The 26,325-nt window shown below is 53.8% G+C and carries 31 protein-coding genes and 1 pseudogene; 15 read left to right on the top strand and 17 right to left on the bottom strand.

Annotated elements, in window-relative coordinates; genetic code table 11:
* Window positions 1-89 precede the first annotated feature (89 nt).
* Window positions 90-488, top strand: coding sequence for an MOSC N-terminal beta barrel domain-containing protein (locus QWY27_RS12815; RefSeq protein WP_290198773.1), 399 nt, complete (start codon window positions 90-92; stop codon window positions 486-488).
* 90 nt (window positions 489-578) lie between these two features.
* Here the strand turns inward: QWY27_RS12815 and QWY27_RS12810 are convergent, their stop codons facing one another.
* From QWY27_RS12810 to rsmD, 3 genes are read right to left on the bottom strand one after another with little or no spacing between them, the layout of a single operon-like run.
* A complete protein-coding gene (locus QWY27_RS12810; RefSeq protein ID WP_290198772.1) occupies window positions 579-842 on the bottom strand; it encodes a YfhL family 4Fe-4S dicluster ferredoxin in 264 nt (87 codons plus the stop codon).
* A 32-nt stretch (window positions 843-874) separates the two neighbouring features.
* The gene (gene coaD, locus QWY27_RS12805; RefSeq protein WP_290198771.1) at window positions 875-1,387 is read right to left on the bottom strand and encodes a pantetheine-phosphate adenylyltransferase; all 513 of its coding nucleotides are present in this window, start codon (window positions 1,385-1,387) and stop codon (window positions 875-877) included.
* A complete protein-coding gene (gene rsmD / locus QWY27_RS12800) occupies window positions 1,384-1,950 on the bottom strand; it encodes a 16S rRNA (guanine(966)-N(2))-methyltransferase RsmD (protein ID WP_290198846.1) in 567 nt (188 codons plus the stop codon). The genes coaD and rsmD overlap by 4 nt, the downstream gene beginning before the upstream one ends.
* Here rsmD and ftsY point away from each other — a divergent pair.
* Window positions 1,949-3,112 (top strand): signal recognition particle-docking protein FtsY, encoded by a 1,164-nt coding sequence (gene ftsY / locus QWY27_RS12795; RefSeq protein ID WP_290198770.1) that lies wholly within the window; start codon window positions 1,949-1,951, stop codon window positions 3,110-3,112. The two genes, rsmD and ftsY, sit on opposite strands and share 2 nt — an antisense overlap.
* A 64-nt stretch (window positions 3,113-3,176) precedes the next feature.
* Here the strand turns inward: ftsY and QWY27_RS12790 are convergent, their stop codons facing one another.
* Both QWY27_RS12790 and QWY27_RS12785 read right to left on the bottom strand, forming a co-directional pair.
* On the bottom strand, window positions 3,177-4,718 hold the full coding sequence (locus QWY27_RS12790) for a CYTH and CHAD domain-containing protein (RefSeq protein ID WP_290198769.1): 1,542 nt from the start codon (window positions 4,716-4,718) through the stop codon (window positions 3,177-3,179).
* A gap of 46 nt (window positions 4,719-4,764) precedes the next feature.
* Entirely contained in the window at window positions 4,765-5,571 is an 807-nt protein-coding gene (locus QWY27_RS12785) for an HAD-IIB family hydrolase (protein WP_290198768.1), read from the bottom strand.
* A 135-nt stretch (window positions 5,572-5,706) separates the two neighbouring features.
* Here QWY27_RS12785 and ribBA point away from each other — a divergent pair, with 135 nt between their 5' ends.
* From ribBA to QWY27_RS12755, 6 genes are read left to right on the top strand one after another with little or no spacing between them, the layout of a single operon-like run.
* Window positions 5,707-6,882 carry a bifunctional 3,4-dihydroxy-2-butanone-4-phosphate synthase/GTP cyclohydrolase II gene (gene ribBA, locus QWY27_RS12780; protein ID WP_290198767.1) on the top strand — a complete coding sequence of 392 codons (1,176 nt, stop codon included), beginning with the start codon at window positions 5,707-5,709 and terminating at the stop codon, window positions 6,880-6,882.
* A 10-nt stretch (window positions 6,883-6,892) separates the two neighbouring features.
* Window positions 6,893-7,414 carry a 6,7-dimethyl-8-ribityllumazine synthase gene (gene ribH / locus QWY27_RS12775; protein ID WP_290198766.1) on the top strand — a complete coding sequence of 174 codons (522 nt, stop codon included), beginning with the start codon at window positions 6,893-6,895 and terminating at the stop codon, window positions 7,412-7,414.
* Window positions 7,380-7,877, top strand: a complete 498-nt coding sequence (nusB, locus tag QWY27_RS12770) for a transcription antitermination factor NusB (RefSeq protein WP_435433486.1) — start codon at window positions 7,380-7,382, stop codon at window positions 7,875-7,877. The genes ribH and nusB overlap by 35 nt, the downstream gene beginning before the upstream one ends.
* Window positions 7,853-8,923, top strand: coding sequence for a thiamine-phosphate kinase (thiL, locus tag QWY27_RS12765; protein ID WP_290198765.1), 1,071 nt, complete (start codon window positions 7,853-7,855; stop codon window positions 8,921-8,923). Before nusB ends, thiL begins: the two co-directional genes overlap by 25 nt.
* A gap of 1 nt (window position 8,924) precedes the next feature.
* Complete coding sequence (locus QWY27_RS12760; RefSeq protein WP_290198764.1) at window positions 8,925-9,440, top strand: phosphatidylglycerophosphatase A family protein; 516 nt, start codon at window positions 8,925-8,927, stop codon at window positions 9,438-9,440.
* A gap of 8 nt (window positions 9,441-9,448) precedes the next feature.
* Window positions 9,449-9,949 carry a CinA family protein gene (locus tag QWY27_RS12755; RefSeq protein ID WP_290198763.1) on the top strand — a complete coding sequence of 167 codons (501 nt, stop codon included), beginning with the start codon at window positions 9,449-9,451 and terminating at the stop codon, window positions 9,947-9,949.
* Here the strand turns inward: QWY27_RS12755 and pyrF are convergent.
* Both pyrF and QWY27_RS12745 read right to left on the bottom strand, forming a co-directional pair.
* Window positions 9,946-10,761 (bottom strand): orotidine-5'-phosphate decarboxylase, encoded by an 816-nt coding sequence (pyrF, locus tag QWY27_RS12750; RefSeq protein WP_290198762.1) that lies wholly within the window; start codon window positions 10,759-10,761, stop codon window positions 9,946-9,948. The genes QWY27_RS12755 and pyrF overlap by 4 nt on opposite strands.
* 51 nt (window positions 10,762-10,812) lie before the next feature.
* Window positions 10,813-11,208, bottom strand: coding sequence for a diacylglycerol kinase (locus tag QWY27_RS12745; RefSeq protein WP_290198761.1), 396 nt, complete (start codon window positions 11,206-11,208; stop codon window positions 10,813-10,815).
* Between the two features lie 77 nt (window positions 11,209-11,285).
* Between QWY27_RS12745 and QWY27_RS12740 the strand changes: the two genes are divergently transcribed.
* From QWY27_RS12740 to QWY27_RS12715, 6 genes are all read left to right on the top strand, one after another.
* Window positions 11,286-11,660, top strand: coding sequence for a tautomerase family protein (locus tag QWY27_RS12740; RefSeq protein WP_290198759.1), 375 nt, complete (start codon window positions 11,286-11,288; stop codon window positions 11,658-11,660).
* A 34-nt stretch (window positions 11,661-11,694) separates the two neighbouring features.
* Entirely contained in the window at window positions 11,695-12,501 is an 807-nt protein-coding gene (locus QWY27_RS12735; protein ID WP_290198758.1) for a crotonase/enoyl-CoA hydratase family protein, read from the top strand.
* 363 nt (window positions 12,502-12,864) lie between these two features.
* The gene (gene groES / locus QWY27_RS12730; RefSeq protein ID WP_290198757.1) at window positions 12,865-13,152 is read left to right on the top strand and encodes a co-chaperone GroES; all 288 of its coding nucleotides are present in this window, start codon (window positions 12,865-12,867) and stop codon (window positions 13,150-13,152) included.
* Between the two features lie 24 nt (window positions 13,153-13,176).
* Window positions 13,177-14,838: a chaperonin GroEL gene (groL, locus tag QWY27_RS12725; RefSeq protein WP_290198756.1), complete on the top strand. Its 1,662-nt coding sequence runs from the start codon at window positions 13,177-13,179 to the stop codon at window positions 14,836-14,838.
* 210 nt (window positions 14,839-15,048) lie between these two features.
* Window positions 15,049-16,101 carry an Ldh family oxidoreductase gene (locus QWY27_RS12720; RefSeq protein ID WP_290198843.1) on the top strand — a complete coding sequence of 351 codons (1,053 nt, stop codon included), beginning with the start codon at window positions 15,049-15,051 and terminating at the stop codon, window positions 16,099-16,101.
* 12 nt (window positions 16,102-16,113) lie between these two features.
* The gene (locus QWY27_RS12715) at window positions 16,114-17,022 is read left to right on the top strand and encodes an EamA family transporter (protein ID WP_290198755.1); all 909 of its coding nucleotides are present in this window, start codon (window positions 16,114-16,116) and stop codon (window positions 17,020-17,022) included.
* A gap of 62 nt (window positions 17,023-17,084) precedes the next feature.
* Here the strand turns inward: QWY27_RS12715 and ybgF are convergent, their stop codons facing one another.
* The 8 genes from ybgF to QWY27_RS12675 form a co-directional block, all read right to left on the bottom strand.
* Window positions 17,085-17,765, bottom strand: a complete 681-nt coding sequence (ybgF, locus tag QWY27_RS12710) for a tol-pal system protein YbgF (protein WP_290198754.1) — start codon at window positions 17,763-17,765, stop codon at window positions 17,085-17,087.
* 70 nt (window positions 17,766-17,835) lie between these two features.
* On the bottom strand, window positions 17,836-18,318 hold the full coding sequence (gene pal / locus QWY27_RS12705) for a peptidoglycan-associated lipoprotein Pal (RefSeq protein ID WP_290198753.1): 483 nt from the start codon (window positions 18,316-18,318) through the stop codon (window positions 17,836-17,838).
* A gap of 99 nt (window positions 18,319-18,417) precedes the next feature.
* Window positions 18,418-19,749, bottom strand: coding sequence for a Tol-Pal system beta propeller repeat protein TolB (tolB, locus tag QWY27_RS12700; protein WP_353958776.1), 1,332 nt, complete (start codon window positions 19,747-19,749; stop codon window positions 18,418-18,420).
* 16 nt (window positions 19,750-19,765) lie between these two features.
* Window positions 19,766-20,887 carry a cell envelope integrity protein TolA gene (tolA, locus tag QWY27_RS12695; protein WP_290198752.1) on the bottom strand — a complete coding sequence of 374 codons (1,122 nt, stop codon included), beginning with the start codon at window positions 20,885-20,887 and terminating at the stop codon, window positions 19,766-19,768.
* 42 nt (window positions 20,888-20,929) lie between these two features.
* Window positions 20,930-21,433, bottom strand: a complete 504-nt coding sequence (gene tolR / locus QWY27_RS12690) for a protein TolR (RefSeq protein ID WP_290198751.1) — start codon at window positions 21,431-21,433, stop codon at window positions 20,930-20,932.
* A complete protein-coding gene (gene tolQ / locus QWY27_RS12685; RefSeq protein ID WP_290198750.1) occupies window positions 21,433-22,113 on the bottom strand; it encodes a protein TolQ in 681 nt (226 codons plus the stop codon). Before tolQ ends, tolR begins: the two co-directional genes overlap by 1 nt.
* Window positions 22,114-22,116: 3 nt before the next feature.
* Complete coding sequence (gene ybgC, locus QWY27_RS12680) at window positions 22,117-22,545, bottom strand: tol-pal system-associated acyl-CoA thioesterase (RefSeq protein ID WP_290198841.1); 429 nt, start codon at window positions 22,543-22,545, stop codon at window positions 22,117-22,119.
* Window positions 22,546-22,592: 47 nt separating this feature from the next.
* On the bottom strand, window positions 22,593-24,326 hold the full coding sequence (locus QWY27_RS12675) for a proline--tRNA ligase (protein WP_290198749.1): 1,734 nt from the start codon (window positions 24,324-24,326) through the stop codon (window positions 22,593-22,595).
* 85 nt (window positions 24,327-24,411) lie between these two features.
* Between QWY27_RS12675 and QWY27_RS12670 the strand changes: the two genes are divergently transcribed.
* Window positions 24,412-25,041, top strand: a complete 630-nt coding sequence (locus QWY27_RS12670; protein WP_290198748.1) for an RNA pyrophosphohydrolase — start codon at window positions 24,412-24,414, stop codon at window positions 25,039-25,041.
* Window positions 25,042-25,120: 79 nt separating this feature from the next.
* On the opposite strand, the gene QWY27_RS12665 is transcribed toward QWY27_RS12670, so the two are convergent.
* Both QWY27_RS12665 and QWY27_RS12660 read right to left on the bottom strand, forming a co-directional pair.
* Window positions 25,121-26,023, bottom strand: a complete 903-nt coding sequence (locus QWY27_RS12665) for an NAD(P)-dependent oxidoreductase (RefSeq protein ID WP_290198747.1) — start codon at window positions 26,021-26,023, stop codon at window positions 25,121-25,123.
* Window positions 26,024-26,026: 3 nt separating this feature from the next.
* Window positions 26,027-26,325, bottom strand: a pseudogene (locus QWY27_RS12660) (tripartite tricarboxylate transporter permease); the annotation flags it as partial.

The following is a 26,325-nucleotide window of genomic DNA, read 5'->3' as shown; positions in this document are numbered from 1 at the left end:
TCAGTGACAAGTGCTTGAAAAAGTGATTTTCATATCGCGTTGCGATAGGCTAAAGTGCGACTACTATTGAATCAATGGACTCATTGACTATGACAAATCATCCAACGCCTCCTACAGTTTTTTTCCCCGTCGTGGGTTGTGCCGGACTCGACCGCCGACAAGCTGCCGACTATCACAACCGGTGGTTCGTGGTGGACGAGAACGGACATTGGTTGAGTGCTGCGCGTTGCGCTGCGCTCGCACAGGTGGTGACAGAACTCAAGCTGGGGTCTCTTGTGATGCGCGCACCAGGAATGTTGCGCATCGATATTCCGCTGGATGTGATTGAAGATGATGACAGCGTCAAGCGAACCGTGCAGGTTGGACAGCAATCAGTTGTGGTTGTGGATGAGGGCGACGTTGCGGCGACCTGGCTGTCAAATGTGACGGGACAAGCTTGTCGTTTGGTGAAAGTGCATCCAGAAGCCCAGCCAGTTGATTGGCCGTAAGAAATAGTTATTTGGCAACCAGTCAGTCGGCAACAATTAAGTTGGCAGCGCTTAAGTCGGCAGCGCTTCAGTCGGCAGCGCTTCTGTCGTTTAGGCTTTGACTGCTTTCGCTTCCGTGAGCTTGCGATATTTGGCCATCAGGGCTTCTTGTCCTTCTTTCCATTCGGGGTGCAGTTCGATGCAGTCGACAGGACACACGACTTTGCACTGAGGCTCGTCATGATGTCCAACACACTCCGTACAGGCATCAGGATTGATGACGTAAATCGACTCTCCCATTGAGATTGCATCATTGGGACATTGTGGTTCACACACGTCGCAATTGATGCATTCTTCGGTAATCAGCAGAGCCATATTGATTCAGCGTCCAAAAGGGAGAGGCGCGTCTAGGATTTGAGTGCCGTCGCGGTTTGTTCCCGTCGTTCTTTAGCCTTGGCTTGCAACCAACGTTCAACGGAAGGGAACACAAACTTGCTGACATCACCTCCGAGTTCAGCAATCTCGCGAACGATCGTGCCTGAGATGAACTGATACTGGTCGGAAGGCGTCATGAACAAGGTTTCGACTTCTGGTAGGAGATGACGATTCATCCCCGCCATTTGAAACTCGTATTCAAAGTCTGAAACCGCGCGCAGACCACGCACAATCACGCGACCTTCTTGCTCGCGCACAAAGTCCTTGAGCAAGCCGGCAAAGCTCGCGACTTTAACATTGGGATAGTGGCTCAACACCTCGCGCGCGATTTCGACGCGCTCATCCACCGAGAAAAAAGGTCTTTTGTTGCGGCTGTGCGCCACGCCGATCACTACACGATCGAAGAGGCTGGCTGCACGACGAACCAAGTCTTCGTGGCCACGGGTCATGGGATCGAACGTTCCAGGATAAATAGCAGTGATCATTTTTGCAATGCAGCAATTTGGATAAGATGATAGTGTACGGCTCCTGCGCGATCTTGGCGCAATAACCTGTACTCGTCCGGTATTACTACCGGTTTTTCAGCCTCAATATAAACAAGACCGTTGGGTTCCAACAAATCTGGCAAAAGTGGCCAGAGCGATTCTAGCCAGTTTTTGCCAAATGGGGGGTCAATGAAAATCAAGTCGAAGCGTGCGCCTTCCAGTCGTTCCAGGACGTGGACGGCGTCACCCGCATGGATACGCACGGTTTTCGCGTCCAGTTTGTCACGCAACGCACGTAGCGCGGCAACTGCGCGGGGGTGTTGTTCCACAATCTGGACATGCGCAACGCCCCGTGACGCCGCCTCAAAGCCTAGCGCTCCGCTGCCGGCAAACAAGTCCAGGACTCGTTTGTCAGAAAAATCACCGCCCCAAAAATAATTTAGCCAATTGAACAAAGTTTCCCGAACACGGTCCGGAGTCGGGCGTAACCCTTCCGCATCGATCACCTCGATTGGTGTTCGACGAAACTGACCGGCCACGATACGAATATACTTCTTCACTATGTTTCGCTTCTTCAAGAAAAAACCAATTCCAACTGAGTCCTCGGTAGAAGACCAGCCGCTCACACCTGTCTCTGGCGAGGATGCGCATCGGCTGAATCAAACTACTGAAAAAGTGATCGTACCTGAGACACAGGATGATGCACCTATTTCGTCTGATTCAAGGCCCGAGGCACAGGCATCCGAACCCGTTGTCGTCGATTTAGCGTCGTCCGAGCTCCCCGCGCCGGTTGTGATCGAGCAAAGCGAAGAAAAAAAGGCTTCTTGGCTCGCGCGCCTGCGAAGCGGTCTGGCCAAGACGGGACAAAGCATCGGCAGTTTATTTGTCGGTGTGCGCGTCGATGAGTCCTTGTTTGAGGAGCTTGAGACCGCACTCATCATGGCTGATGCGGGGGTCGAGGCGACTGAACAGTTGCTCAAGGCTCTACGCCTTCGCGTCAAGCGCGATCGTATCGAACATGCAGAGGGTGTGCGACAAGCTTTGCGAGAAGTATTGACAGAGCATTTAAAAATCCTGGAAAAACCCTTTGATGTGGGGCGTGTGAGGCCTCTGGTCGTGATGATCACCGGCGTCAATGGTGCGGGTAAAACAACATCGATCGGAAAGCTTGCCTTCTCACTGCAGCAGCAAGGCGCGCGCGTGCTGCTCGCGGCAGGCGACACGTTTCGGGCTGCGGCGCGTCAACAGCTCGCGGAGTGGGGCGCACGCAACAATGTGGATGTGATCGCCCAAGAGGGGGCCGACCCTGCAGCCGTGGCGTTTGACTCTGTCCATGCCGGACGTGCGCGTGGTATGGATGTCGTGATGGTTGATACGGCGGGTCGATTACCCACACAATTGCACTTGATGGACGAGCTTAAAAAAATCCGACGTGTGATTGCCAAAGCCGATCCGACTGCGCCACACGAGGTCTTGCTGGTAGTGGACGGTAATTCCGGACAAAACGTGCTGGCGCAAATTCGTGCGTTTGATGCGGCGGTCGGCTTGACGGGCTTGATCGTGACCAAGCTCGACGGGACAGCAAAAGGCGGCACGCTCGCTGCAGTGGCGGCGGGTAGTCAGGGTGTGCGTCCGGTCCCGGTCTATTGGGTTGGTGTCGGTGAAAAAATCGAAGACCTGCAACCTTTCAATGCCTCAGAGTTTGCAGCAGCTGTAGTGGGTTAAGACAGCTGTAGTGGGTTGAGCCTAAGGTTGGCGACTAAGCGTCTGGGTCGCACCCGTTAATTTCTCAATTCCAAGGTCTCTTTTCGTTTGCCAGCTGCTTAAACGCCTCAGCGGCCTGCTGAGTCAATATCCCCAGGCGCGCCTGGATCCACCCGCAGGCAAACCAGGCGTGAGCGTGCTTTTCTTTCATGGCATCGAAAAGCGGGAGTGCGAGATACAGGTCATTCATTTCTCCCAGGATGTCCTGGACGCACGCGAGCTGTTTGCGGTAGCGACGCATCGATGACTCAGGCAGCAACGATTCGCAGAACTGCAAGGCGTAACGCAGCCGCTTGGACTTTTTGCGAAGCGCATGTTGCGCCTCGATTTCCAGAGAGGAGAAGTTCAAACCTCGACGTACAACTTGGCGATGCCATTTTTTGAGTGTTTGGATCAAGAGCGGTTTGAGCGATGGTTCTCGAGAGTCGCTTGGCAAAGCAGGCTTCGTGCATGTTGCCAACATGTCGAGTAACCATCCCTGAAAAGCCGGGCTGGCGATCAGCTCATTGCCGGCGCAGGAGTCAGACGAGGGAACGATTTCAACAGGCGGGAGTCCTGCGGCATACAGAGCAGGCAGAACAGACTCTTGCAGCACATCTTCGTCGCGCGTCCCACCAAACTGCGAGAAATAATGAAGGATTTGCTGACGGAGTTCGAGCGACGGCAGCGGCGTCAGCCCCTCGAAAAATGACCAGGCAGAGCGAAGTCTGCGGATGCCCACCCTCAGCTGATGCAGGTGCTCAGGTGTCGAAGCGCGGCAAATCCCGGCTGTGTCAATTTCACACAAGATCGCTGCGTTGCGCACGATATGCTCCAGGCATTCGCTCGTGACAGTGGCAAGCGCTTGCGCAGCCCCCCGTTGTTTGACAGCAGGAACCAGGTCGATTGACTCGGCACTGCGTGGTTTCCAAAAATCCGCGATCAGTCTTGCGCGCGCCAGGTCTTGTTGCTCAGTGGCTCCCCCCGCCTCCAGAGTCAGTAGCGCCTGCGCCAACTGTGCCAGGCGGTCTCCCCGCTCGGCTTTACTTCGAAAATCGAGAATCAAGCCAAACCTTTGTTGCCATTGTCGCCCGACTGCGAAAACAGACTCGAGCGCGCCACGTTTGAGTTCAAATTCGACTTCAGAGATCGGCAGCTGTAACGCTCCTGCACGCAACCAGCCGCGGTCATAGGCGAGCTCTACGGTGCCAGTCTGTGAGCGTATGTCGCGCACGAGGCGCTTGACGTCTGTCTCGTAGCAAACCTCCAGAGGTTCTGCGAGTGCCGCAATGACCTCTCCAGCAGGTGTGCCTGCGTAAATACCGAGATCCAGCGTGGCTTCGGGTCGATTCTCATTGATTTCGATACGCGACAGGCTGTGTTCGCCAGGCATTTTGAGAGTTTGCACCCATTGCTGACCCTCCAGACGCAGTCTGAGTGCCATGCGCGCACGCACCAGTTCGCGTGAAGGTGTATCAAAGTAAAGCGCACGCAAGCGGATCTCAGAGAACTTGGCGCGCCGAACAGCCTGCTCGACGCGCAGTTGAGCGTTGACGGGCACATTTAGCTTGAGTTCTTGTTCGGACATCGCCACTCCTAGAGAATTGAGCCCTTGAGGGCGGTCCATCTGGCTGTTATTCCGATGAGCTTTTTGCTCGAAGCAGGAATTCCGCCATCTCCACAAAACCGTCTCCACCCTTTGAACGGGTGACAAACTTTGGAGGACACTTCAAGCGGTGAAGTTGACTTTGGATATTTGCCACACCAACCGACAAATCAAAAAATTTGAACATAGGCTCGTCATTAGGCGAGTCGCCGATAAATAATGCGGTATCCAGTTGCTCGCGAAGATTGAGCCCGCACTCACGCGTGAACAAGGTTTGAGTCATGGCAAGCTTGTCGTAATCTCCGAACCAGCCATTGACATGTATGGAGCTCACCTTGGCCTGCGCACCGGCTTGCTGAAAAATGCTCACAATCATTTGTACCGCAGATTCATCCAGAGGTGTCACATCCTCGCAAAAATCGATGGCTAAATCCGCTTCGCGATAGTTTTGATCGCTCGCCAGGCCGCACCCCGGGACCGCCCGTAAAATCTTGTCAGCGAGTTCATTTAACTTTTGGCGATTAATCTGGCGCTGCGCCGGATGGGTAAAGTGATGTGTCAGCATCTTTTTGGCGCTGTGGTCATACCGCATGTAAAAAGCCCCGTTTTCCCCAACTACAGCAAAAACTGGCCACATTCTGGCGATGTGATCACACCAGCCAGCGGGTCGACCCGTGATGGGGATCACGACGAGGCCGGCTGCGGAAAGCTTTTCCAGCGCGGCATAGGCACGGCCCGTTAAGCGACCTTCTGTCGTAATCGTGTCATCAATATCGCTCAACACAAAGCGAATCTTGGCTGCTTGCTGGCGGGTTAGGCTCTGTAGTGCTTGCATAGTTGCTGAGGACCGCTTGGTAAGTGGTTAAATGATGCGCAGCTGGCTGCTGAGGGGGCGAACAGGGGTTCTGTACGTGCTTTGTTACGAGGATTCTATAATAGGTATTTACACGTGCTCCTGCATAACGCCACCATGTCTGCCAAACCTTCAACGCTTTCACCTCTCGATGCTGATCTTGCGGCAGCGATATCGCCTGTTTCCGAGATCATTTCCGAGCTCAAAATGGGTCGCATGGTGATTTTGGTTGATGAAGAAGACCGTGAAAACGAGGGCGATCTGGTGATGGCCGCCGAGTTCGTCACGCCCGAAGCAATTAATTTCATGGTGACCCATGGACGCGGCCTTGTTTGTCTGACCTTGACTGAGGAGCGTTGCCGTCAGCTTGAGTTGCCTTTGATGTCCAATCGCAACGGCACGCCTTACGGCACGAATTTCACAGTGTCTATCGAGGCAGCCGAAGGTGTGGAAACGGGCATATCGGTTGCCGACCGCGCCAGAACTGTCCGGGTTGCTGTGGCCCGCGATGCCAAGCCCACCGACCTTGTTCAGCCCGGTCATATTTTTCCCTTGCGGGCAGTTCCCGGGGGCGTGCTCGTGCGTGCCGGGCACACCGAGGCAGGCTGTGATCTGACAGCCATGGCGGGACTGACTCCTGCTGCCGTGATTTGCGAGATCCTTAAGCCGGATGGCACGATGGCGCGCTTGCCGGACTTGATTGAATATGGTCGGACGCACAACTTGAAAATCGGCACCATTGCCGACCTGATTCAATACCGCAACGAGCACGAGTCTGTGATTGAGCGGGTGAGCGAGCGAGTCGTGCAGACCCCCTGGGGGACATTTAATATGATCGCTTATCGGGACACTGTGGCGGGTCACCCTCATTTGGCTTTGGTGCATGGTCATGTCGACCCGAACCGTGAGACGCTTGTGCGCGTGCATGAGCCAACCTCCATTCTCGATTTGCTGGATGTACAAAGCCCTGGCCATAGTTGGGGGGTCGCACAGGCGCTTGAAGCGATTCGCGAAACTGAAGCCGGCGTGATGGTATTTTTAAATTGCCAAGGCTCTTCGAGCCAGCTGTTCGAACAAATTTCTGCCTCACAGGGCGATGCGCCTGTGCCAGTCAAGCGTGAATCAGGCCGGATGGATCTGCGTACTTACGGAATGGGCGCGCAAATTTTGCGCGATCTGAACGTTGGTCAGATGCGTTTGTTAGCGCGACCCCGGAAAATGCCAAGCATCATGCCTGGTTTCGGGCTCGACGTGACCGGTTACGATCACCAACCTCCCACCAGTCATAAATAGGAAGCACATCATGAGCCCATTTACCCTGACCCCCGACATGAACGGAGAGGGCCTGCATATCGGTATTGTTCGTGCCCGATTCAATGAGGACATCGGTTTGATCGAACTCGATGCCTGCCTTCAAGAGCTAGAAAGCCTCGGTGTAGATGAGCGCGACATCATGGTGGTAACTGTTCCGGGCGCGCTGGAGCTTGGTGTCACGCTGGCACGCATGGCCGAAACATTTGAGTTCGACGCATTGATCGCCTTGGGCGCTGTCATCCGTGGTGAAACCTATCATTTTGAGATCGTCAGCAATGAAAGCGCTTCGGCGATTGCTCGAGTGGCGCTTGAGACCGGCATCCCTGTCGCGAACGGCGTACTGACCACCGAGACAGATGAGCAAGCCGAGGCGCGTGCAGCAGATAAAGGCCGCGATTGCGCACAGTGCGCGGTTGAAATGGCCAATCTCGTCGCAGCCCTCGAGCCCGAAGCAGACGACGAAGAATACGAAGAGGATGAAGATATTGAACAAGCCCCAGCAAGACGATAATTCACAGGCGATGCCTCCCCGCAGCGCACGTCGCCGTGCGCGCGAGTTGGCGCTTCAGGGGCTGTATGCCTGGCTTGTCCGCGACACTGAAAGTTTGCAGGACGCTGGCGAGATCGAGGCGCATCTGCGCGATGAAGACGAGTTCGATCAGGCCGATGCGGTGTGGTTTCAGACCTTGTTGCATGGCGCGATGAGGGAAGCGCCCGCATTGCGCGAAAAGTTTGTTCCTTTTGTGGATCGCCCCTTGGCCGAGCTTTCACCAATTGAGCATGGCATTTTGCTCATTGGCAGTTTTGAACTTATCCATCAGATTGATGTGCCTTATCGCGTGGCGATCAACGAAGCTGTCGAGCTTGCGAAGTCTTTTGGCGGGACGGATGGTTTCAAGTTCGTCAATGGTGTCCTGGATAAACTGGCTGCCGAAGTGCGCGCAACAGAATGTCGGGCAGCCGCCCGTCGCTAAGCACGTACGTAATCGTGTCCAACGAATTCGATTTAATTGCCCGCTTTTTCAAGCGTCCTGTCCCCTCCGGCATGCTGGGTGGTGGAGATGATTGCGCATTATTCAAGGTCACGCCTGGCCAACAGTTGGCCACCAGCAAAGACTTATTGCTCGAAGGCCGTCACTTTTTTTCCGATGTTGACCCTTACTCACTTGGCCATAAATCCTTGGCTGTGAGTCTGTCTGATTTGGCGGCAATGGGAGCCAAACCCGTCGCATGCTTGCTGGGCTTGGCACTACCTGCTTATAACGAGGACTGGCTTGCCCGTTTTGCAGATGGTTTTTATGCGCTTGCAGACCTGCATGGTTGCGCCCTGATCGGTGGTGATACCACGCGAAGTGAAAACGGCATCGCGATTAGTGTGACCGTTTTCGGCGAAGTGGATCCCGCGCATGCCATGCATAGGAGCGGAGCGAAAGTGGGCGACGATATTTGGGTGTCCGGTCAGCTTGGCGCTGCCGATTTAGCGCTGAAACTGTTATCAGGTGCTCTGGTTGACCCCACGTTGCCCCCTCGCCAACAGTCATCCGGATCGACCAAGCCAAAACCACACGGTTTATTAGGCTTGAGCGGGAGTTTGCTCGAGCAGACACGTCCTGCTTTGGAACAACCGACTCCACGGGTGTTTTTAGGCCGACGTCTGAGTACCCATGCCCATGCGGCGATTGATATTTCTGACGGGTTGCTTCAGGACTTGGGTCATATTCTTGAGTCTAGCGGTGTGGGCGCACGCTTGGAGGAAAGCCTCTTGCCTGTTCATCCGGCGCTCCAATCACTGGCGCTGGCTGACAGACGACGCGCGGTGCTGGCTGGTGGAGATGTCTACGAGTTGTGCCTGACCGCGGCCGTCACAGAGCGAGACGATTTTGAGCGGATCGGTCTGGAGTCTGGTGTGGCATTGACGCGCATCGGTCAAATCATCTCAGAAAAAACATTGCATGTTTATGATGAAGCAGGTCAGCGCATCGAATCCTTGCCGCAAGGCTTTGATCATTTTCGGGATTGATATGGCCGGCATTTCAAACAGACATCGCACCACATGGCCGACTTTTCGCTGGGTTTTTTCAGATCCTGGCCGTATTCTGATGTTTGGTTTTGGTTCTGGCTTGATTCGCCCGGGTTCCGGAACCTGGGGAAGCCTGCTCGCCTGGTTTTTGTGGGTGGCGATTTCTCCTGGTGTAAACAACTGGGCGATTGGTTTATTTTTATCCTTCAGTTTTGTGTATGGCTGCTGGGCAAGCCAACGTGTCAGTCAGTCGCTTGGCGTGCTAGACCATGTGGGAATCGTATGGGATGAGTTTGTGGCTCTTTGGCTAGTCCTCTGGCTGATACCTGATTCATTGTTGGCACAAGGGATCGCCTTTGTCCTCTTTCGGATCTTTGATACGCTCAAGCCACCACCCATTCGTCAGGTTGACGCGCGTTTCAAAGGCGGGACTGGTGTGATGCTCGATGACTTGCTCGCCGCACTCTATACGCTTTTGGTGATGGCACTCTTGGTGCGCTTCGTTCCACTTGTTTGAGGTGTTTCATGCAAAACGATATTCGCACGTTGGCGGCCGAACTCGGCGCCTTGCTGCTGGCTCGACAGGCCTGGTTGGCGACAGCTGAATCTTGCACAGGTGGATTATTGTCAGGCGCCGTGACAGCGATACCGGGCTCAAGTGGTTGGTTTGATCAGGGTTGGGTCACTTATAGCAATAAAGCCAAGCATGTCCAGCTCGGCGTGGCACGCGAAACGCTTGACGAGTTTGGCGCAGTGAGCGAGCAAGTTGCCCGTCAAATGGCTGCGGGTGTCTTGGCAATGGCGCCGCGAGCAACGCTTGCGCTCACCACAACCGGTGTGGCGGGTCCAGGAGGCGGCACAGCAACCAAACCAGTGGGTTTAGTGTGGTTTGGTTTTGCGCAGCGCGCACCCTCTGGCGTGATTGTGCATGCGACGTCACAGATTTTCACAGGCGACCGGGATGCAGTCAGAGATGCCTCTGTCGCCTTTTCATTACGCTCAGCTTGCGCCTTGCTCGCCGATTAGCGATGTGCGTTGATATCGTCCCGCGTCTGTTTCGCCACGGCCGCAGCGGCCTCGGTCCAATGACCAGCGCCTGTCGCGTACAGAATGGCACGCGATGAGTTGATCATCATGCCCGTTTTTTGAGTGTTGCAGCCTGAGGCACACGTCGCGGCGATGTCACCGCCTTGGGCACCAATGCCGGGCACCAGCAGCGGCAGGCTATCGCCAACTGCTTTGCGAACCGCTGCGAGCTCATTGGGAAAGGTCGCACCCACCACCAGACCGCATTGTCCTGTTTTGTTCCACTTGTTGGCGACCAAGTCAGCCACACGCAGATACAAGGGCACACCGTCCGTCATTAAAAACTGTAAGTCAGAGCCGCCCGGATTTGATGTGCGACATAAAACAATCACGCCCCGATCCTCCCATTCGAGATAGGGGTCGACCGAGTCGGCACCGAGATACGGACTCACGGTCACGGCATCGGCTCCATAACGCCCAAACACCTCTTTAGCGTATTGGGTGGCCGTCGCACCAATATCGCCCCGCTTGGCATCAAGCACGAGGGGGAGGTGAGGATATTGTTCGCGGAGATACGAGCAAAGATCCTCTAGCTGGCGTTCGGCACCCACTGCTGCAAAGTATGCGATCTGGGGTTTGAATCCACAGACAAAAGGCGCCGTTGCATCAATGACCTGTTTGCAAAACTGAAAAATTGCATCGGGCTTGCCCTGAAGTTCCGCAGGCATGCGGGATAAATCCGGGTCGAGTCCCACCATCAGGAGTGATTGTGAGCTGGCCCAGGCAGCATTCAGTTTTTGGATAAAGGACATGACGAATGTTTGAAAAGATAAATAAGCTCTATTAGAGCCTAAAAAACTCGTCTAAATAAAATTGCACCACTTGTTGAGCAGAAGTGTCACCCAAAGCACGCCCGTTAGTAACAGACTCAACAAAACCGCAGCGCTACCCAGATCCTTGGCGCGGCCGATGAGTTCGTTATTTTCGAGTGTCACGGCATCTGCCACTGCTTCGAGTGCGGAGTTCAGCAGTTCAATGATCAGGACAAATACGAGTGAACTCAAAAGGAGCAGGATCTGCCAAGCACTGTCCCCAACCCAAAATGCGGCAGGTGTCAAAATCAGTGCCAAGAACAGTTCTTGCCTAAATGCCGCTTCGTAGCGCATGGCGGCTTTCAGGCCGCTCAGCGAATATCCGGCCGCCTTAAAAACTCGACCTAAGCCGCCTTTGCTCTTGTGTTGGGAGGGGTGAGAGGACATGATTGCGAACTTGGTTTATAAATAACAGCCGCCTGACGGATTCAGGCCTCTACATTCATCTTGGAAGATAGCACACCATGCCAATGCTTAACGTTCAAATCCTGCAGGGACACAGCGCCGCAAAAAAAACGGATCTGTTGAAAAAGTTGACGCAATCAGTTGTGGACAGCATTGGTGCGCCTTTGGCTTCCGTGCGGGTCGTCTTGCAGGAAATTCCTCCCGAGCACGTGATCGTAGCGGGTGAAATTGGCAAGGAAATGGTCATGATTACAGTTGGCTTGATCCGCGGAAGGACTGAAGATCAGAAAGCCGCTGTGATCGCGGCGATCTTTGAGGCGACTGAGCAGGCGATCGGTGTATCTAAGCAAAATATTCGTGTCATTTTGTTTGATCGACCCGCGACGGACTTTGGTGTCGCAGGCGGGGTCACAGCCAAGGCCGCGGGCCGTTAATCTCTATTCACTTTTACTCTCAGGCATCTATCCTATGTCCACTGTTCTGAACTATGACCAAGACGATCTCGGTGTCGTGACGCTCACGCTTAATCATCCTGAAACGCGTAATGCGTTGACAGGCACAGGTATTGTCGAGGCGATGCTTGAGGCGTGTCATCGCATCGAACACGATCCGAGTGTGCGTGCAGTGATCATTACTGCTAATGGACCTATATTTTCGTCAGGCGGAAAAATCGACGAGATGGAGCGTCAAATTGGCTCGGGCTTTGGTTCCGAGGTCTTGCGCCAAGAATATCGCCAGGGCATTCAGCGCTTGCCGCTTGCGATCCATCAAATCGAGGTGCCAACGATCGCCGCGGTTAATGGTCCCGCCATTGGTGCAGGTTGTGATTTAGCGTGTATGTGTGACTTGCGGATAGCGTCTGAGCAAGCGACGTTTGCCGAGAGTTTCGTCAAGGTCGGCATTGTGGCGGGAGACGGGGGCGCCTGGTTTTTGCCGCGTGTGATCGGCATGGCGCGTGCGGCTGAAATGTCTTTCACGGGCGAAGCGATTGATGCGAAGACGGCTCTGGACTGGGGCATGGTTTCGCGTGTAGTACCTGCTGAGGAGTTATTGTCAACAGCGCAGACGTTGGCTCGTAAAATGGCGGTCAACTCTCCTCATGCGGTCCGGATGACTAAGCGTCTCTTGCGTGAGGGGCAGACGTCTTCTCTGTCTAATTTGCTGGAGTTGTCGGCGGCCTATCAGGCGATTGTCCACAAGACGGCTGAGCATGCAAAAATCGTCAATGACTTCATGGCGGCCAAAGCAGCTCGCCGAGCAGCCCGAAAATCTTGATTTTTCGGCCAGGAAAGCGGAGCGATTGAAGTTTTGCTCAGCAAAACTCAACGCTCGGATTTCCGTATAACCCTTAAACCCGGAAACTTGAGGTGTTTGGTTTTGCTGAGCAAAATCCAAAGCACCCCAATTTCCTGGGCTTTGGGTGATTACTCTGGTTTGAGCTTTATGCAGGAAAGCGGAGCGATTGAAGTTTTGCTCAGCAAAACTCAACGCTCGGATTTCCGCTTCGCCTGATAAAACACTTTGGGACTTGAAATCCCAAAAACAACCTCTATAATTAGCACTCAACTGAGACGAGTGCTAACAATCCTCTCTTAGTCTTTCCAACAACCCTTAATTATTTTTAAACAGGAGTTCTACATGGCCCTGCGTCCCCTGCACGATCGCGTGATCGTCAAACGCCTGGACAACGAGCGCAAAACTGCCTCGGGCATCGTTATCCCTGAGAGCGCCGCTGAAAAGCCCGATCAGGGTGAGGTGCTGGCTGTTGGTCCCGGCAAACAAACCGAAGATGGCAAAGTCCTGAAGATGGACGTCAAAGTTGGCGATAGAGTCTTGTTCGGCAAGTATGCCGGCCAGACAGTGAAAGTCGACGGCGAAGAAGTCCTCGTCATCCGTGAGGAAGAAATCCTCGCGGTTGTCCAGTAAACAGAACACGAGAAGGAAACATAAATGGCTGCCAAGCAAGTTCTATTCGGCGATGACGCACGCGTGCGTATCGTCCGTGGCGTAAATATTCTCGCCAATGCAGTGAAAACAACACTCGGCCCAAAAGGTCGTAACGTTGTCCTCGAGCGTTCGTTCGGTGCCCCAACCGTCACAAAAGACGGCGTATCGGTCGCTAAAGAAATCGAACTCAAGGACAAATTTGAGAACATCGGCGCACAGCTGGTCAAGGAAGTTGCTTCCAAGACCTCCGACAACGCCGGTGACGGTACAACCACCGCAACCGTGTTGGCCCAGTCGATCGTTGTTGAAGGCCTGAAGTATGTGGCTGCCGGCATCAATCCAATGGACCTCAAGCGCGGCATCGACAAGGCTGTTGTTGCTGCAGTGGCTGAGCTCAAGAAGCTCTCCAAGCCATGCACCACAACCAAAGAAATCGCTCAAGTTGGTTCGATTTCCGCAAACAGCGACCTCTCTATCGGCCAAATCATTGCTGATGCGATGGACAAGGTCGGCAAAGAAGGCGTGATTACTGTCGAAGACGGCAAGTCACTCGAAAATGAACTCGATGTGGTCGAGGGCATGCAGTTTGACCGTGGCTACCTGTCACCTTACTTTATCAACAACCCTGACAAGCAAGTGTCAGCGTTGGACGATCCTTATGTTCTGATTTACGACAAGAAAGTCAGCAACATTCGCGATTTGCTGCCCGTATTGGAGCAAGTTGCCAAGTCCAGCCGTCCTTTGTTGATCGTGGCAGAAGACGTCGAAGGCGAGGCCTTGGCCACGCTGGTCGTCAACAACATCCGCGGCATCTTGAAGACAACAGCCGTCAAAGCCCCAGGCTTTGGTGACCGTCGTAAAGCCATGCTCGAAGATATCGCCATTCTCACCGGTGGTACTGTTATCTCCGAAGAGACAGGCATGTCGCTTGAGAAAGCAACATTGGCTGAACTCGGCCAGGCTAAGCGTATCGAAGTCGGCAAAGAGAACACCACCATTATCGACGGTCATGGCGATGCCAAGTCGATCGAAGCACGCGTCAAGCAGATCCGCGTTCAGATCGAAGAAGCAACGTCCGACTACGATCGTGAAAAACTGCAAGAGCGTGTGGCCAAGTTGGCTGGCGGTGTTGCCGTGATTCGCGTGGGTGCATCGACCGAAGTCGAAATGAAAGAAAAGAAGGCACGTGTCGAAGACGCTCTGCATGCAACACGTGCGGCTGTCGAAGAAGGCATCGTTCCTGGCGGTGGCGTTGCGTTGATCCGCACTCGCGCTGTGGTTGCTAAAGTCAAGGGCGACAATGCCGACCAAGACGCAGGTATCAAGCTGGTCTTGCGTGCCATTGAAGAGCCTCTGCGCACGATCGTGGCAAACGCTGGTGACGAGCCAAGCGTTGTGGTCAACAACGTTGCAAACGGCACAGGTAACTACGGCTTTAACGCCGCCACCGGCGAGTACGGTGACCTGGTTGAGCAAGGCGTTCTGGACCCAACCAAAGTCACACGTACAGCGTTGCAAAACGCAGCATCTGTTGCCAGCTTGCTGCTGACAACCGAAGCAGCTGTTTGCGAGCTCGCCGATGACAAGCCAGCAGGCGGCGGTATGCCTGGTGGTGACATGGGCGGTATGGGTGGAATGGGCGGCATGGGTGGTATGGGCTTCTAAGTCCCTACCATTCTCCCTGAGCCTAGCCTCAGGGTACGCTAGTCAAAGCCCTCGGAGCAATCCGAGGGTTTTTTGTTTTGTGGCCCGTTTACTTTTGTGCAGATCGCGCACAGGACGTGTCTGGCTGACATGACGGCAAGCTCGCTCCCGGGTATGCTTGCGTGCAAAGCATGGGTATGGCTGAAAAGAACTTTAATGGGAGTGTTGGGCATGCAAGACGGCGGACAAGTAAGAACAGTGTGGACGGAGTCGGAGCTCACGAGCTTGGCTGTTCGGGCTTTTCAGGGTCTGGGATTGACGCAGACCGACGCGCAGGACGTTGTCCGTGTGCTGGTTATCGCAGATCTCTTTGGTCTGAGCACACATGGCTTGTCTCGCGTGGAGTCTTATGGCGATCGTTTAATGGTCAAGGGCATTCGGGCCCAACCAAATATCAAAATTGAGTCTCCGGCACCAGCCCTCAGGTTGGTGGATGGTGATAACGGTGTCGGCCCTCTAGTTGGTATGCATGCCTTGCGCGCGGCGATGGATGCAGCCGGTCAGTACGGTATTGGGATGGCTTTTGCGCGGGGCAGCAACCACTTCGGTCCGATTTCCCCTTACTCACTGATTGCGGCACAAGAGGGCTTTGCCAGCATCATCGGTAGTAATGCGACAACGACGATTGCCCCATGGGGTGGAAGCGACGCGCGTTTAGGCAACAGTCCTTTAGGGTTCGGTGTACCGAATCCTGGCGGTCAGCCTTTTTTGCTTGATATGGCGATGAGCGTGGTCGCGCGCGCCAAAATTCGTAACGCTCTCAAGCGTGGTGAAACCATCCCGGATACCTGGGCAACTGATAGCAAGGGGAGGGCCACGACTGACCCGAAAGCCGCGCTTGACGGCTTTCTGCAGCCCATTGGCGGGCATAAGGGCTATGGGTTGGCTCTAATGGTGGATCTGTTTTCCGGCCTGCTTTCCAACGCAGCTTACCTGACACATGTAAAGTCCTGGGTGGATGCGCCAGATGAGCCACAAAATCTGGGTCACTTTTTCATTTTGATCAACACCAAAGTGTTGGGTTCACCACAGTGGCTGACTGCGCGCATGATGGACTTTGCTTCGATCTTGCATGATTCTGTTCCAGCGGACCCAGACCGACCCGTGATCGTGCCAGGTGAAATTGAGTTGAAAAAAATGGCTCAACAGCAGGCGACAGGTATTACGCTTGACCCTGCAGTCGTCAAACTACTGCAAGATCACGCAGCAAAGTTTAAAAAATAAGAGGAGACCTTTGTGCACGAATGGACTTGGCTATGGATACCCGCCACAATCTTTGCCGCTGCAGCCCAAGCAGGGCGCAATGCGATTCAGAGAAGTTTGACTGAGCAGCTCGGTACGCTTGGTGCGACGCAGGTTCGCTTCCTGTATGGTTTTCCCTTCGCAGTGCTTTTTACCGCAATTGCGTTGATGGTGACAGGGTCTGTGATGCCCCAGATGGATTGGAGCTTTGCATTGTTTGTGGTGGCGGGCGCGGTCTCGCAAATCGCTGCGACTGCGTTAATGCTTGCGGCGATGCGTCAGCGCGCGTTTGTCGTTGTGACCGCATGGACTAAAACTGAACCCGTTCAAGTCGCGATTTTCGGTCTTGTCGTGCTGGGCGATCGGATTTCGATCCTGGCAATGGTGGCGATTATTATTGCCACGGTTGGCGTGACCATCATGGCTCGAAAACCCAGCGCGACAGCGCCAGGTGAGTCCTCTTGGCAACCTGCTGCGCTTGGTTTGCTGGCGGGCGCATTCTTTGCCATTGCTGCGGTGACGTTCCGAGGTGGGATTCTTGCCTTGGGTGATGCGCATTTTTTTGTACGCGCCTCATGGACACTTACCTGTGGCCTTGGCATACAGACGATTTTGCTTGCCGTATGGATGATGAGCTTTCATTATGAGGCCTGGATCAAATGCCTCAAAGCCTGGAGGATATCGATCTGGGGTGGTTTGCTTGGCGCTTCGGCATCGCAGGGCTGGTTTTTAGGATTTGCTTTGACCGCTGCGGCTAACGTACGCACTCTTGGTCTGGTGGAGGTTTTATTCGCGCAGCTGCTGTCTTGGCGAGTATTTCTGAGTAAGAGCACTCGCCAAGAAACATTCGGCATCATATTGATCGTCTTTGGCGTGGCGTGCTTGCTGCTTTCGACTGCATAAAAAAATAGGCTCCAAAGCTGGAGCCTAAGTTTTGTGGCTGAATGCTTGTCGCCGTTTGGCGCTTACTGCAGTAAAGGTAAACGTTTGGCTGCGGTGTCCGCGGCCGGAGTGCCTTTGTAATCCTTGACGATTCGCTGCAGCGTTGTTTTAGCCCCAGCGCGATTGTTCAACTCGATCTGGCAGCTGGCCACCATTAACAAAGCATCCGCAGCGCGTGGCTCGGTTGGATATTTTTGTACCATCGACTGTAAGGTTGTGATCGCACCTTTGTAGTCTTTCATGGCGTAGCGACTGCTGCCAAGATAAAACTGTGCCGTGGGCGCCAATTTACTATCTGGGTAAAGTGTAAGGAAAGCGGTGAGATTTTGAACAGTTTCCTTGTATTGGGCCTTGCGGAATGTCTCCATTGATTGATCAAACGCAGCTTGCTCGCGTGGATCTTGGGAACGTGGATCGGCTGGACGGCCGCCTGCAGCGCCACCCGCACCTGCTGGTCGACCAAGCTGTTCGATTTCTCCGCGCAAACGAACAATTTCTTGTCCGAGCGTTTCGATCTGGTCTGAAAGTTGAATACGCGCACGCTGATTGGCTTCGTTCATCGCACGGACTTGCTGACGAAGTTCGAGAATCGCCTTGCGCGCCTCGTCGTCGGTAAAGGCGGTTGCAGAATGACTGAGCAACAAACTACCCATCAAAACGAGGCATGAACTGGCTGTTCGCCAGGAAAGGGATTGGACGCGCATAAAAATATCCTCCTTTAAACAACAAAGCGGCCGTTGGCCGCCTTGTCACAGACCAAACTAACGGGTCAGTTTAACGCTTGTAGTTGAAATCAGCACGACGGTTTTCAGCATAGTCTGCTTCTGTATCGCCGAGAGCTTTTGGCTTTTCTTTACCAAAGCTGATTGTTTCAACCTGTGTGTCGGGCACGCCGATCAGTGTCAGCATGCGACGGACGGCCTCAGCACGGCGTTGACCCAACGCGAGGTTGTATTCGGAACCGCCGCGCGCGTCAGTGTTGCCTTCGATGACGACGCGCTGTTGTGGGGCGCTGACAAGGTACTTGCCATGTGTGTCAACGAGTGAGCGGTATTGATCGCCGACTGTGTAACTGTTGAAATCAAAATAAACGGAACGCTGTTTAGCCAGAATGCTTTGTGGGTTGAAAGGATCCAGAACGCCGGAGCCGTCAGCTCCGCCCTTGCCGGCCTGATCGTCCAGAGAAACAGAGCTACAAGCAGCCAGACCGGCGGCCAGTGCAGCAATGGTCACAACTTTAGCGATACGCGATCTCATGATATTTACCTTGGTGAAAAATACAAGTATGTTTTAAATAAATTCAAACTCAAAACGTGAAACAAAAACAAAATAAAAATTTAGGCAAACTAAGTCAAACTACTTATTCGTGAAAGGACCCCAGGTCGGCTCTCGAACTTCGCCGTTGAGAACAGAGAGCGTCTGACGCACGCGACCATCACTGGAAACACCTGCGAGTACGCTACGACCACCCTGTACAGCTGCGTAAAGTATCTGCATACCGTTTGGAGCAAAACTTGGTGACTGATCATCCCTGCCTGGTGTCAGTAATGATTCGGCCCCACTGGCCAGGTCAAGCGACGCTACCCGATAAGACCCATCACGACGTGTCACAGTCACTAAGGATTTTCCGTCAGGGGAAACCCTTGGTGAGATATTGTAACTGCCATTGAAGGTAATGCGCTTTGGTTCGCCACCGCCGATGCCAACCTGATAAATTTGAGGACTGCCGCTTCGGTCGCTTGTGAAGTAAATCGTGCGACCGTCAGGGCTAAATGTTGGTTCAGTGTCGATCAAAGGTGAACGCGTGAGGCGGCGCAGATTGCCTCCATCATTCGCATTAACTAAGTAAATTTGAGATAAGCCGTCACGTGTGAGCACCACGGCAAGCGTATTGCCATCTGGGGACCAAGCAGGTGCAGAGTTGTTACCCTTGTAGTTAGCGACAGGAAAGCGCTTGCTTGTAGAGAGCTGATGCACATAGACAACAGGCTTACCCGATTCAAAACTCACATAAGCGAGGCGCGAGCCATCAGGCGACCAGGCGGGGGAAATAATTGGCTCGCCGGAGCGTAAGGCAACCTGAGGATTTTGACCATCTGCGTCTGCTATTTGCAGCTCATAGGTTTTGCCGCGCTTAAGTACATAAGCGATACGGGTTGAAAAAACGCCACGGATACCGGTAATTTTCTCGTAGATGCGGTCGGCAATCTGGTGCGAGAGACGGCGTAATTCTTTATCGGAGCCAACAAATGTGATTTCGTCGAGTGTTCCGCGCTTGACGGTATCAGCCAGGCGATATTTGATTTCGTAGCGGCCATCACCGCTGCGTGTCACAGTCCCATAAGCAATGAAGTCTGCGCCGCGTGTGCGCCACTCGTCATAGGCAATAGGAGTGGTGTAGGTCAGTGTTGCGCCTGCCGTGCTGATCAAACGAAACTGTCCAGTACGCGTCAAGTCTGCACGGATGATTTCCGCTACCTGTGTGCCTGCCGCATCGCCGCTGAAGTCGGCAATCGCCACTGGATACTGTTGTGCGCCAGTGCCTGATATATCAACCCGCAATTGTGCTTGAGCGCTCAGTCCGAGGCCAAGCGCAAGCGACAACACCATGGCTTTGAGCCAGGCGCTCAACGTGAAAATAAAAGATGACGGGTACGTGCGATTCATAGGGAATGGGTATCTATTCATGGTTGCAGGACTCCTGTCAATCGTACATATTGTAATTGACGTCGATATAGCCGGGATACTTACCTGATGGTGGAGTTGGGAACGGCGAGCACCGACGGATACCCGTCTCGACCGCGCGGTCAAAGTTAGGATTGCCTGAGCTGCGAGTGAGTTTCACGCCCGCAATGGTGCCGTCAGGTCGCAGGTCGACTCGATACTGCGCAGCCGGATTGGTGTTGCTGCGAGGAGGTGTCGGGAAAGATACGCCGGGCTGCACGCAGGCGCGCACCTTGGCACCGTAACCATCATTGCTGCCACCACCCGCCTGATTACGATCTGCCGTGCCACCGGGAATGCCGGCGGCACCCATTGCGTCATTGCGGAAAGCATCCTTAAGCGCCTTATCTGCCGCCGCTTTCTTTGCCGCATCCGCTTTGGCTTTTTTATCAGCCTCGGCTTTCGCCTTTTTGTCAGCTTCTTCTTTGGCTTTTTTAGCTTCTTCTTCTTTCTTTTTCTTTTCTTCAGCAGCTTTTTTGGCAGCTTCCTGCTTTTTCACTAGTTCAGCTTTCTTTTCAGCTTCTTCTTTTTCCAGCTTTTCCTGTTTTTCGCGCTCGAGACGCTCGGCCTTCTTGCGCTCTTGCTCAAGACGGTCCCGCTCTTGTTTTTCAGCCTTTTCACGCTCGTGCTTGATACGCTGCTGTTCCTTTGCAGCCTCTTCTTTGGCCTTTTTCTCTGCGGCCTCTTTTTCTAATTGCGCACGCTCGAGCTCTGCGCGACGCTTGCGCTCTTCCTCGAGGGCAATCTCAGGATCAATGACAGGTTTGGGCTCCGGCGCAGCTTTCGCAGTTGGCGGAGGTGGAGGCGGCGGAGGAGGTGGCGGTGGGGGTGGGGGCTCCGGCTTTGGTTCAGGCGCAGGCTCAGGTTTTGGTTCGGGTTTGGGTTCACTTCTCGATGGAGGAGGGGTGACCGGAGTGTTACCGTCCATCCATAATTCGACTTGCAAAGGACCTTCAGCCTCTGTTTTCCAGTTGAGTCCCACTACCAGAAACAATACCAATACTCCGTGCGCAAGCATCGCCAACCCAAAAGCGCGCCAATTGATCGCTTCTTTTGGTGGCAGGCTAGGTCCGCGCGGGATTGAGTCGTAGGGTGCAGTCATGGGTTAAGCAACTGGCGCTAGGCGTGTGTGCGTGAAGCCTCTTTATTTTTTGGTTGAGTTGGGGTTGTTTGCGCTGTTCGGGGCACGTCTGGTCGATGCATTGGGCGTCGGCGCAGCTTCGCTCTTCTGATCGACGAGCAATCCAAGTTTGGTCACACCGTTTTTGCGCAGATCGTCCATGACTTTCATTACGACCTCATAAGGCACTTTTCCATCCGCAGCGATCACAACAGGCTGATCGGGTTTAAGTTCGGCAAGAATTGTCTGCGCTAGTGCGCTGCGTTCGACAGCAATGTTGGTGGCACCGGGTTCGCGTTTGCGCCATGAGACTTTGCCATCCTCGGTAATTTGTACTTCTATCGGTGAGGCCGGGACATTTGCCGCCTGACCGACTGAAGGGAGCTCAACCACACCGGGCGTGATCAAAGGCGCGGTCACCATAAAGATGATGAGCAGCACGAGCATCACATCGATGTACGGCACAACGTTGATCTCATTTTTCAGGCGTCGACCTGGGCGCCCGGAGCTCGATCGGACCGAGGACATTAGCGCACCTGCCGCTGCAGAATATTCAGAAATTCGTCGACGAACGTTTCAAAGCGAATCGACAGGCGATCAATATCATGGGTATAGCGGTTGTATGCTACCACCGCAGGAATCGCGGCAAACAGTCCGATCGCAGTCGCGATGAGCGCCTCTGCAATGCCAGGTGCAACCGAGGCAAGCGTAGCTTGCTGGACGTTGGCCAGACCGACAAAGGCGTGCATGATGCCCCAGACGGTCCCCAGCAAGCCAATGTAGGGACTCACGGAACCAGCCGAGGCTAGAAAGTTCAGGTGCGACTCGAGTTCGTCAACTTCGCGCTGAAAAGCGGCCCGCATTGCGCGTCGGGCACCATCCATCGTTGCATTGACGTCTGTCGCTGTTCCGCTGCGGCGCGCTTTGAGGAATTCGGTCATGCCAGAGTCAAAAATACGGGCCAGTGCGCCTTGTTCTGCACGACGCGTGGAAATGGATTGGTGCAGCAGGGCCAAATCGCCGCCCGACCAGAAGTCGTCCTCGAAACGACGCGTCTGGATGAGGGTCTTTTTAATCGTGGCCCGTTTGGCGAAGATAAATGTCCAGGACACAACTGAAATGCCAATCAGTAACAGCATGATGAACTGTACTGGCAAGCTGGCATTGAGCACCAGCGAGAGCATCGACATATCGGGTGTAGTTTGCATCACTTATTCCTGAGTAATTGCGGCTAATTTATTTCGTACAGATTCTGGAATTGCAGCGACCCGCATATTAACGGTTTCTACGCAACAGACTTGGATGTTACTTTGAGTAATCAGTTCCCCGTTACGAAGAACGGACTGTGCGAAGTGTAACGAAGCACGACCCATTCGGGTGACTTCACTTTCAATTTGCAGACAGTCGTCCAGGCGAGCGGGTGAAATGTAACGCACATCGACGCGCACCACCATGAAACCACGTTGCTCCTGCGCAGCAAGCTCAGATTGGTTCACGCCCAGGGAGCGGAGCCATTCCGTGCGTCCCCTTTCCATGAATTTGAGGTAGTTTGCGTAAAAAACAACACCACCCATGTCCGTATCCTCGTAATAGACACGGACATCCATGCGGTGTTTGAAAGCGGGCTGTTCGACAGGCATTGGTTGATGAAGCGCTGATGCTTGAGTCACTGATGTCTGAGTTGGTCTCAAGCTGATTCAAGTAATTTAAGGGTCTCATTCAAACACGAATCGAGCGACACACGCGCCGCCTCTGTTTGCTTGCGTCCCAATAACTCAACCACGCCATCGTTCAGGCCGCGCTCGCCGACAGTAATGCGAACAGGAGGACCGATCAGCTCCCACTCTGCAAACATGATGCCGGGGCGCTGGTCGCGATCGTCGAGAATCACATCAATCCCTTTGGCTTTGAGTTCAGCGTAAAGTTTCTCGCTTGCCAAACGGACCGCTTCACTTTTACCCCAGCCGACAGCGCAAATGGCGACCTCAAAGGGGGCAATCGCTCTGGGCCACACTATTCCTTTTGCGTCATGGTTTTGTTCAATGGCGGCGCCAACAATACGTGTGACACCAATGCCATAACAACCCATTTCCATCAGGGCGGGCTTTCCATTCTCATCCAGAAACGTCGCCTTGAGCGCTTCGGAGTATTTCGTGCCCAGGTAAAAGACGTGACCGACCTCAATTCCACGTTGGATGGCAAGCTTGCCTTTTCCGTTTGGCGCGAGGTCGCCCTCGACGACATTGCGCAGGTCGGTGATCAAACCAGGCTCAGGCAAATCGCGAGCCCAGTTGACCCCGGTCAAGTGCGCGCCTTCCTGATTGGCGCCGCACACAAAGTCATGCATGTTCGCAACGGTTAGATCGGCAACTATGCGCATTGGCAGTTTGGTAGCAACAGGACCGAGGTAGCCGGGTTTGCAGCCAAAGTGAGCGATTATTTCCGCCTCTGTTGCAAAACGGAAACCTTTGTCCAGACCGGGAATTTTGCCAACCTTGATCTCATTGAGATCATGATCGCCACGTAATAGTAGCAACCAGATCTCGACGGGCTTACCCTCTTGTTCTGTCGCCAGCACGATGGATTTGACTGTTTGGCTCAACGGTATATTGAGCATCTGCGCCACCAACTCACATTTCGTGGCCTCGGGCGTTGGGACCAACTGCATGGCTGCGCCCGGCGATGCGCGATGCGAGATCAGGCAAGGTGCGGGCGCCAGTTCAATATTGGCCGCATAATCAGATTCTGGGTCGTAGACAATTAAATCCTCGCCAATATCCGCAATCACTTGAAACTCATGGCTTTGCGAGCCGCCAATTGAGCCTGTATCCGCCGCCACCGCGCGGAAAGTCAATCCAAGACGGGAAAAAATACGCATATAAGCGTCGAACATGACCTGATAGCTTTTTTGCGCACCCGCGACATCGCGATCAAATGAGTAGGCATCCTTCATAGTGAATTCGCGACCGCGCATCACGCCAAAACGTGGGCGGCGTTCGTCGCGAAATTTTGTCTGGATGTGATAAAAATTGACGGGTAAATGACGCCAGCTTTGAATCTCATTGCGAGCGATGTCCGTAATCACCTCTTCAGAGGTTGGTTGCAGGACAAAGTCGCGTCCGTGGCGATCTTTCACGCGCAGCAGCTCCGGGCCATATTGTTCCCAGCGACCCGATTCGATCCAGAGTTCCGCGGGCTGAACAACAGGCATCAAGAGCTCAAGGGCGCCGGCCGCATCCATCTCCTGACGAATGATATGTTCGACTTTGCGAATCACCCGCAAACCAAGCGGCATGTAGTTGTAGATGCCCCCGGCGAGTTTGCGAATCATGCCAGAGCGCATCATGAGCTGATGGCTGGCGATTTCGGCGTCGTTAGGGGCTTCTTTGAGAGTGCTGATGTGAAAGGCGGATGCGCGCATTGTTTGCTAAAAAATTTATTAGGGCAAATTGCCCGACAGGTACGTATAATTAAACGTAATTGTATTGAATTCGCAGGGAGTGGCCATGCTTGATCGCGAAGGCTACCGTCCCAATGTTGGAATTATCCTCGTTAATCAGAAAAACGAGGTCTTCTGGGGTAAGCGTATCAGGGAACATGCTTGGCAGTTCCCTCAGGGTGGCATCAAACACGGCGAGAGCCCTGTTCAAGCCATGTTTCGCGAGCTTCACGAAGAGGTTGGCTTAAAGCCCGACCATGTCCGCATTTTGGGACGCACGAGAGAGTGGTTGCGTTACGACGTGCCGGATACCTTTATCCGTAGAGAGTCGCGCGGGCATTACAGAGGGCAAAAACAGATCTGGTTTTTGCTGAGAATGCTTGGGCGTGATACGGACGTCAGATTGCGCGCGACCCAACATCCAGAGTTCGATGCCTGGCGATGGAGCCATTATTGGGTCTCGCTGGATGCTGTGATCGATTTCAAGCGCGAGGTCTACACACAGGCCCTGAACGAACTTTCTCCCTTGATATTTAAGCGTGGCCAAGAGTCACGCCTGGAGGCGATCTCTCTGACAAGGCCGCAACTGACTGTGAGCACGAGTGTCAAGGTCTTTGGACATGATGTAGCCGGGGCCGCTATTTCCGAGGGTCAGGAGAAATCAGTCAACAATGCTCTGCCTCAGGGACTTGTCTAAAACGACAGGCTCAAAGAATATCGGGCTCAAAAAAAGACGCTTAAATGTATTAAGCGTCTTTTTCACACAGAGATGAGATTTATCTTAAGCGCTTGATCAGGCTTGAGGTATCCCAGCGCGAACCGCCCATTTTCTGAACATCCGCGTAGAACTGGTCCACCAGGGCGGTAACTGGAACACGCGCTCCATTTCTGCGGGATTCATCGAGCACAAGACTCAAATCCTTACGCATCCAGTCGACAGCAAAGCCAAACTCGAACTGGTCGTCCACCATGGTGTTGCCACGGTTTTCCATCTGCCAGCTTTGCGCCGCACCCTTATTGATGACATCCAGAACCTGTTTCATGTCCAGACCGGCTGCCTGTCCAAAGGCAATCCCTTCCGAGAGACCCTGAACCAGACCTGCGATGCAGATTTGATTGACCATTTTTGCAAGTTGCCCTGCGCCGACAGGACCGACCAATGTGACTGCACGAGCCATGACTGCGATCACTTCACGCACTTGTGCGAACTCAGCTGCATCACCACCGCACATGATGGTTAGCATACCGTTGATCGCGCCAGCTTGGCCTCCGGAGACCGGTGCATCGATGAACTTGATCGATTTGCTTTGGGCAATGGTATGAAGCTCGCGCGCGACGAGTGCCGAGGCAGTGGTGTGATCGACATAGGTAGCACCAGCATGCATCCCGGCAAATGCTCCGTTCTCACCCAGCACGACACTGCGCAAGTCATCGTCGTTTCCTACGCAGGAAAAAACGATTTCCGCACCAATGGCTGCCTCGCGAGGCGTGGCACACGCACGACCACCAAATTCTTTTACCCAGGCCTGCGCCTTTTGAGGGTTGCGGTTGTAGACCGTGACGTGGTGACCGGCGGTGGCCAGATGCCCCGCCATGGGCAGACCCATCACCCCCAAGCCCAAGAAAGCGACTTTTCGGGGTGAGGAGACTTCGTAGGTTTTGCTGTTGATTGAGGCCACTGTTTAAGTTTCCTCGAAAATTTCACGCTTCTTCTTGAGGGAAGGCAGAGAAATAATCAAAACCAGCAAGAGCGCAACACCGAGCAGCGAAGCTGAAAGCGGGCGCTCAAGGAAGGTCATGAAGTTACCACGCGACAGCAACAAGGCGCGACGGAAGTTTTCTTCCATGAGAGGACCAGCACCAAGCCCAGCAGTAATGGTGCGCCCTCGCATTTTAGTTTTGACCAAAGATAACCGACAATACCAAAGATGGCCGTCACAATAATGTCAAAAACGTTGTAGTTCAGCGAGTACACCCCGAT

Source organism: Zwartia vadi, from assembly GCF_030410375.1.
Classification (GTDB): Bacteria; Pseudomonadota; Gammaproteobacteria; order Burkholderiales; family Burkholderiaceae_B; genus Zwartia; species Zwartia vadi.
The sequence above is the reverse complement of the archived record's forward strand: the minus strand, read 5'-3'. Positions and strand labels throughout refer to the sequence as shown.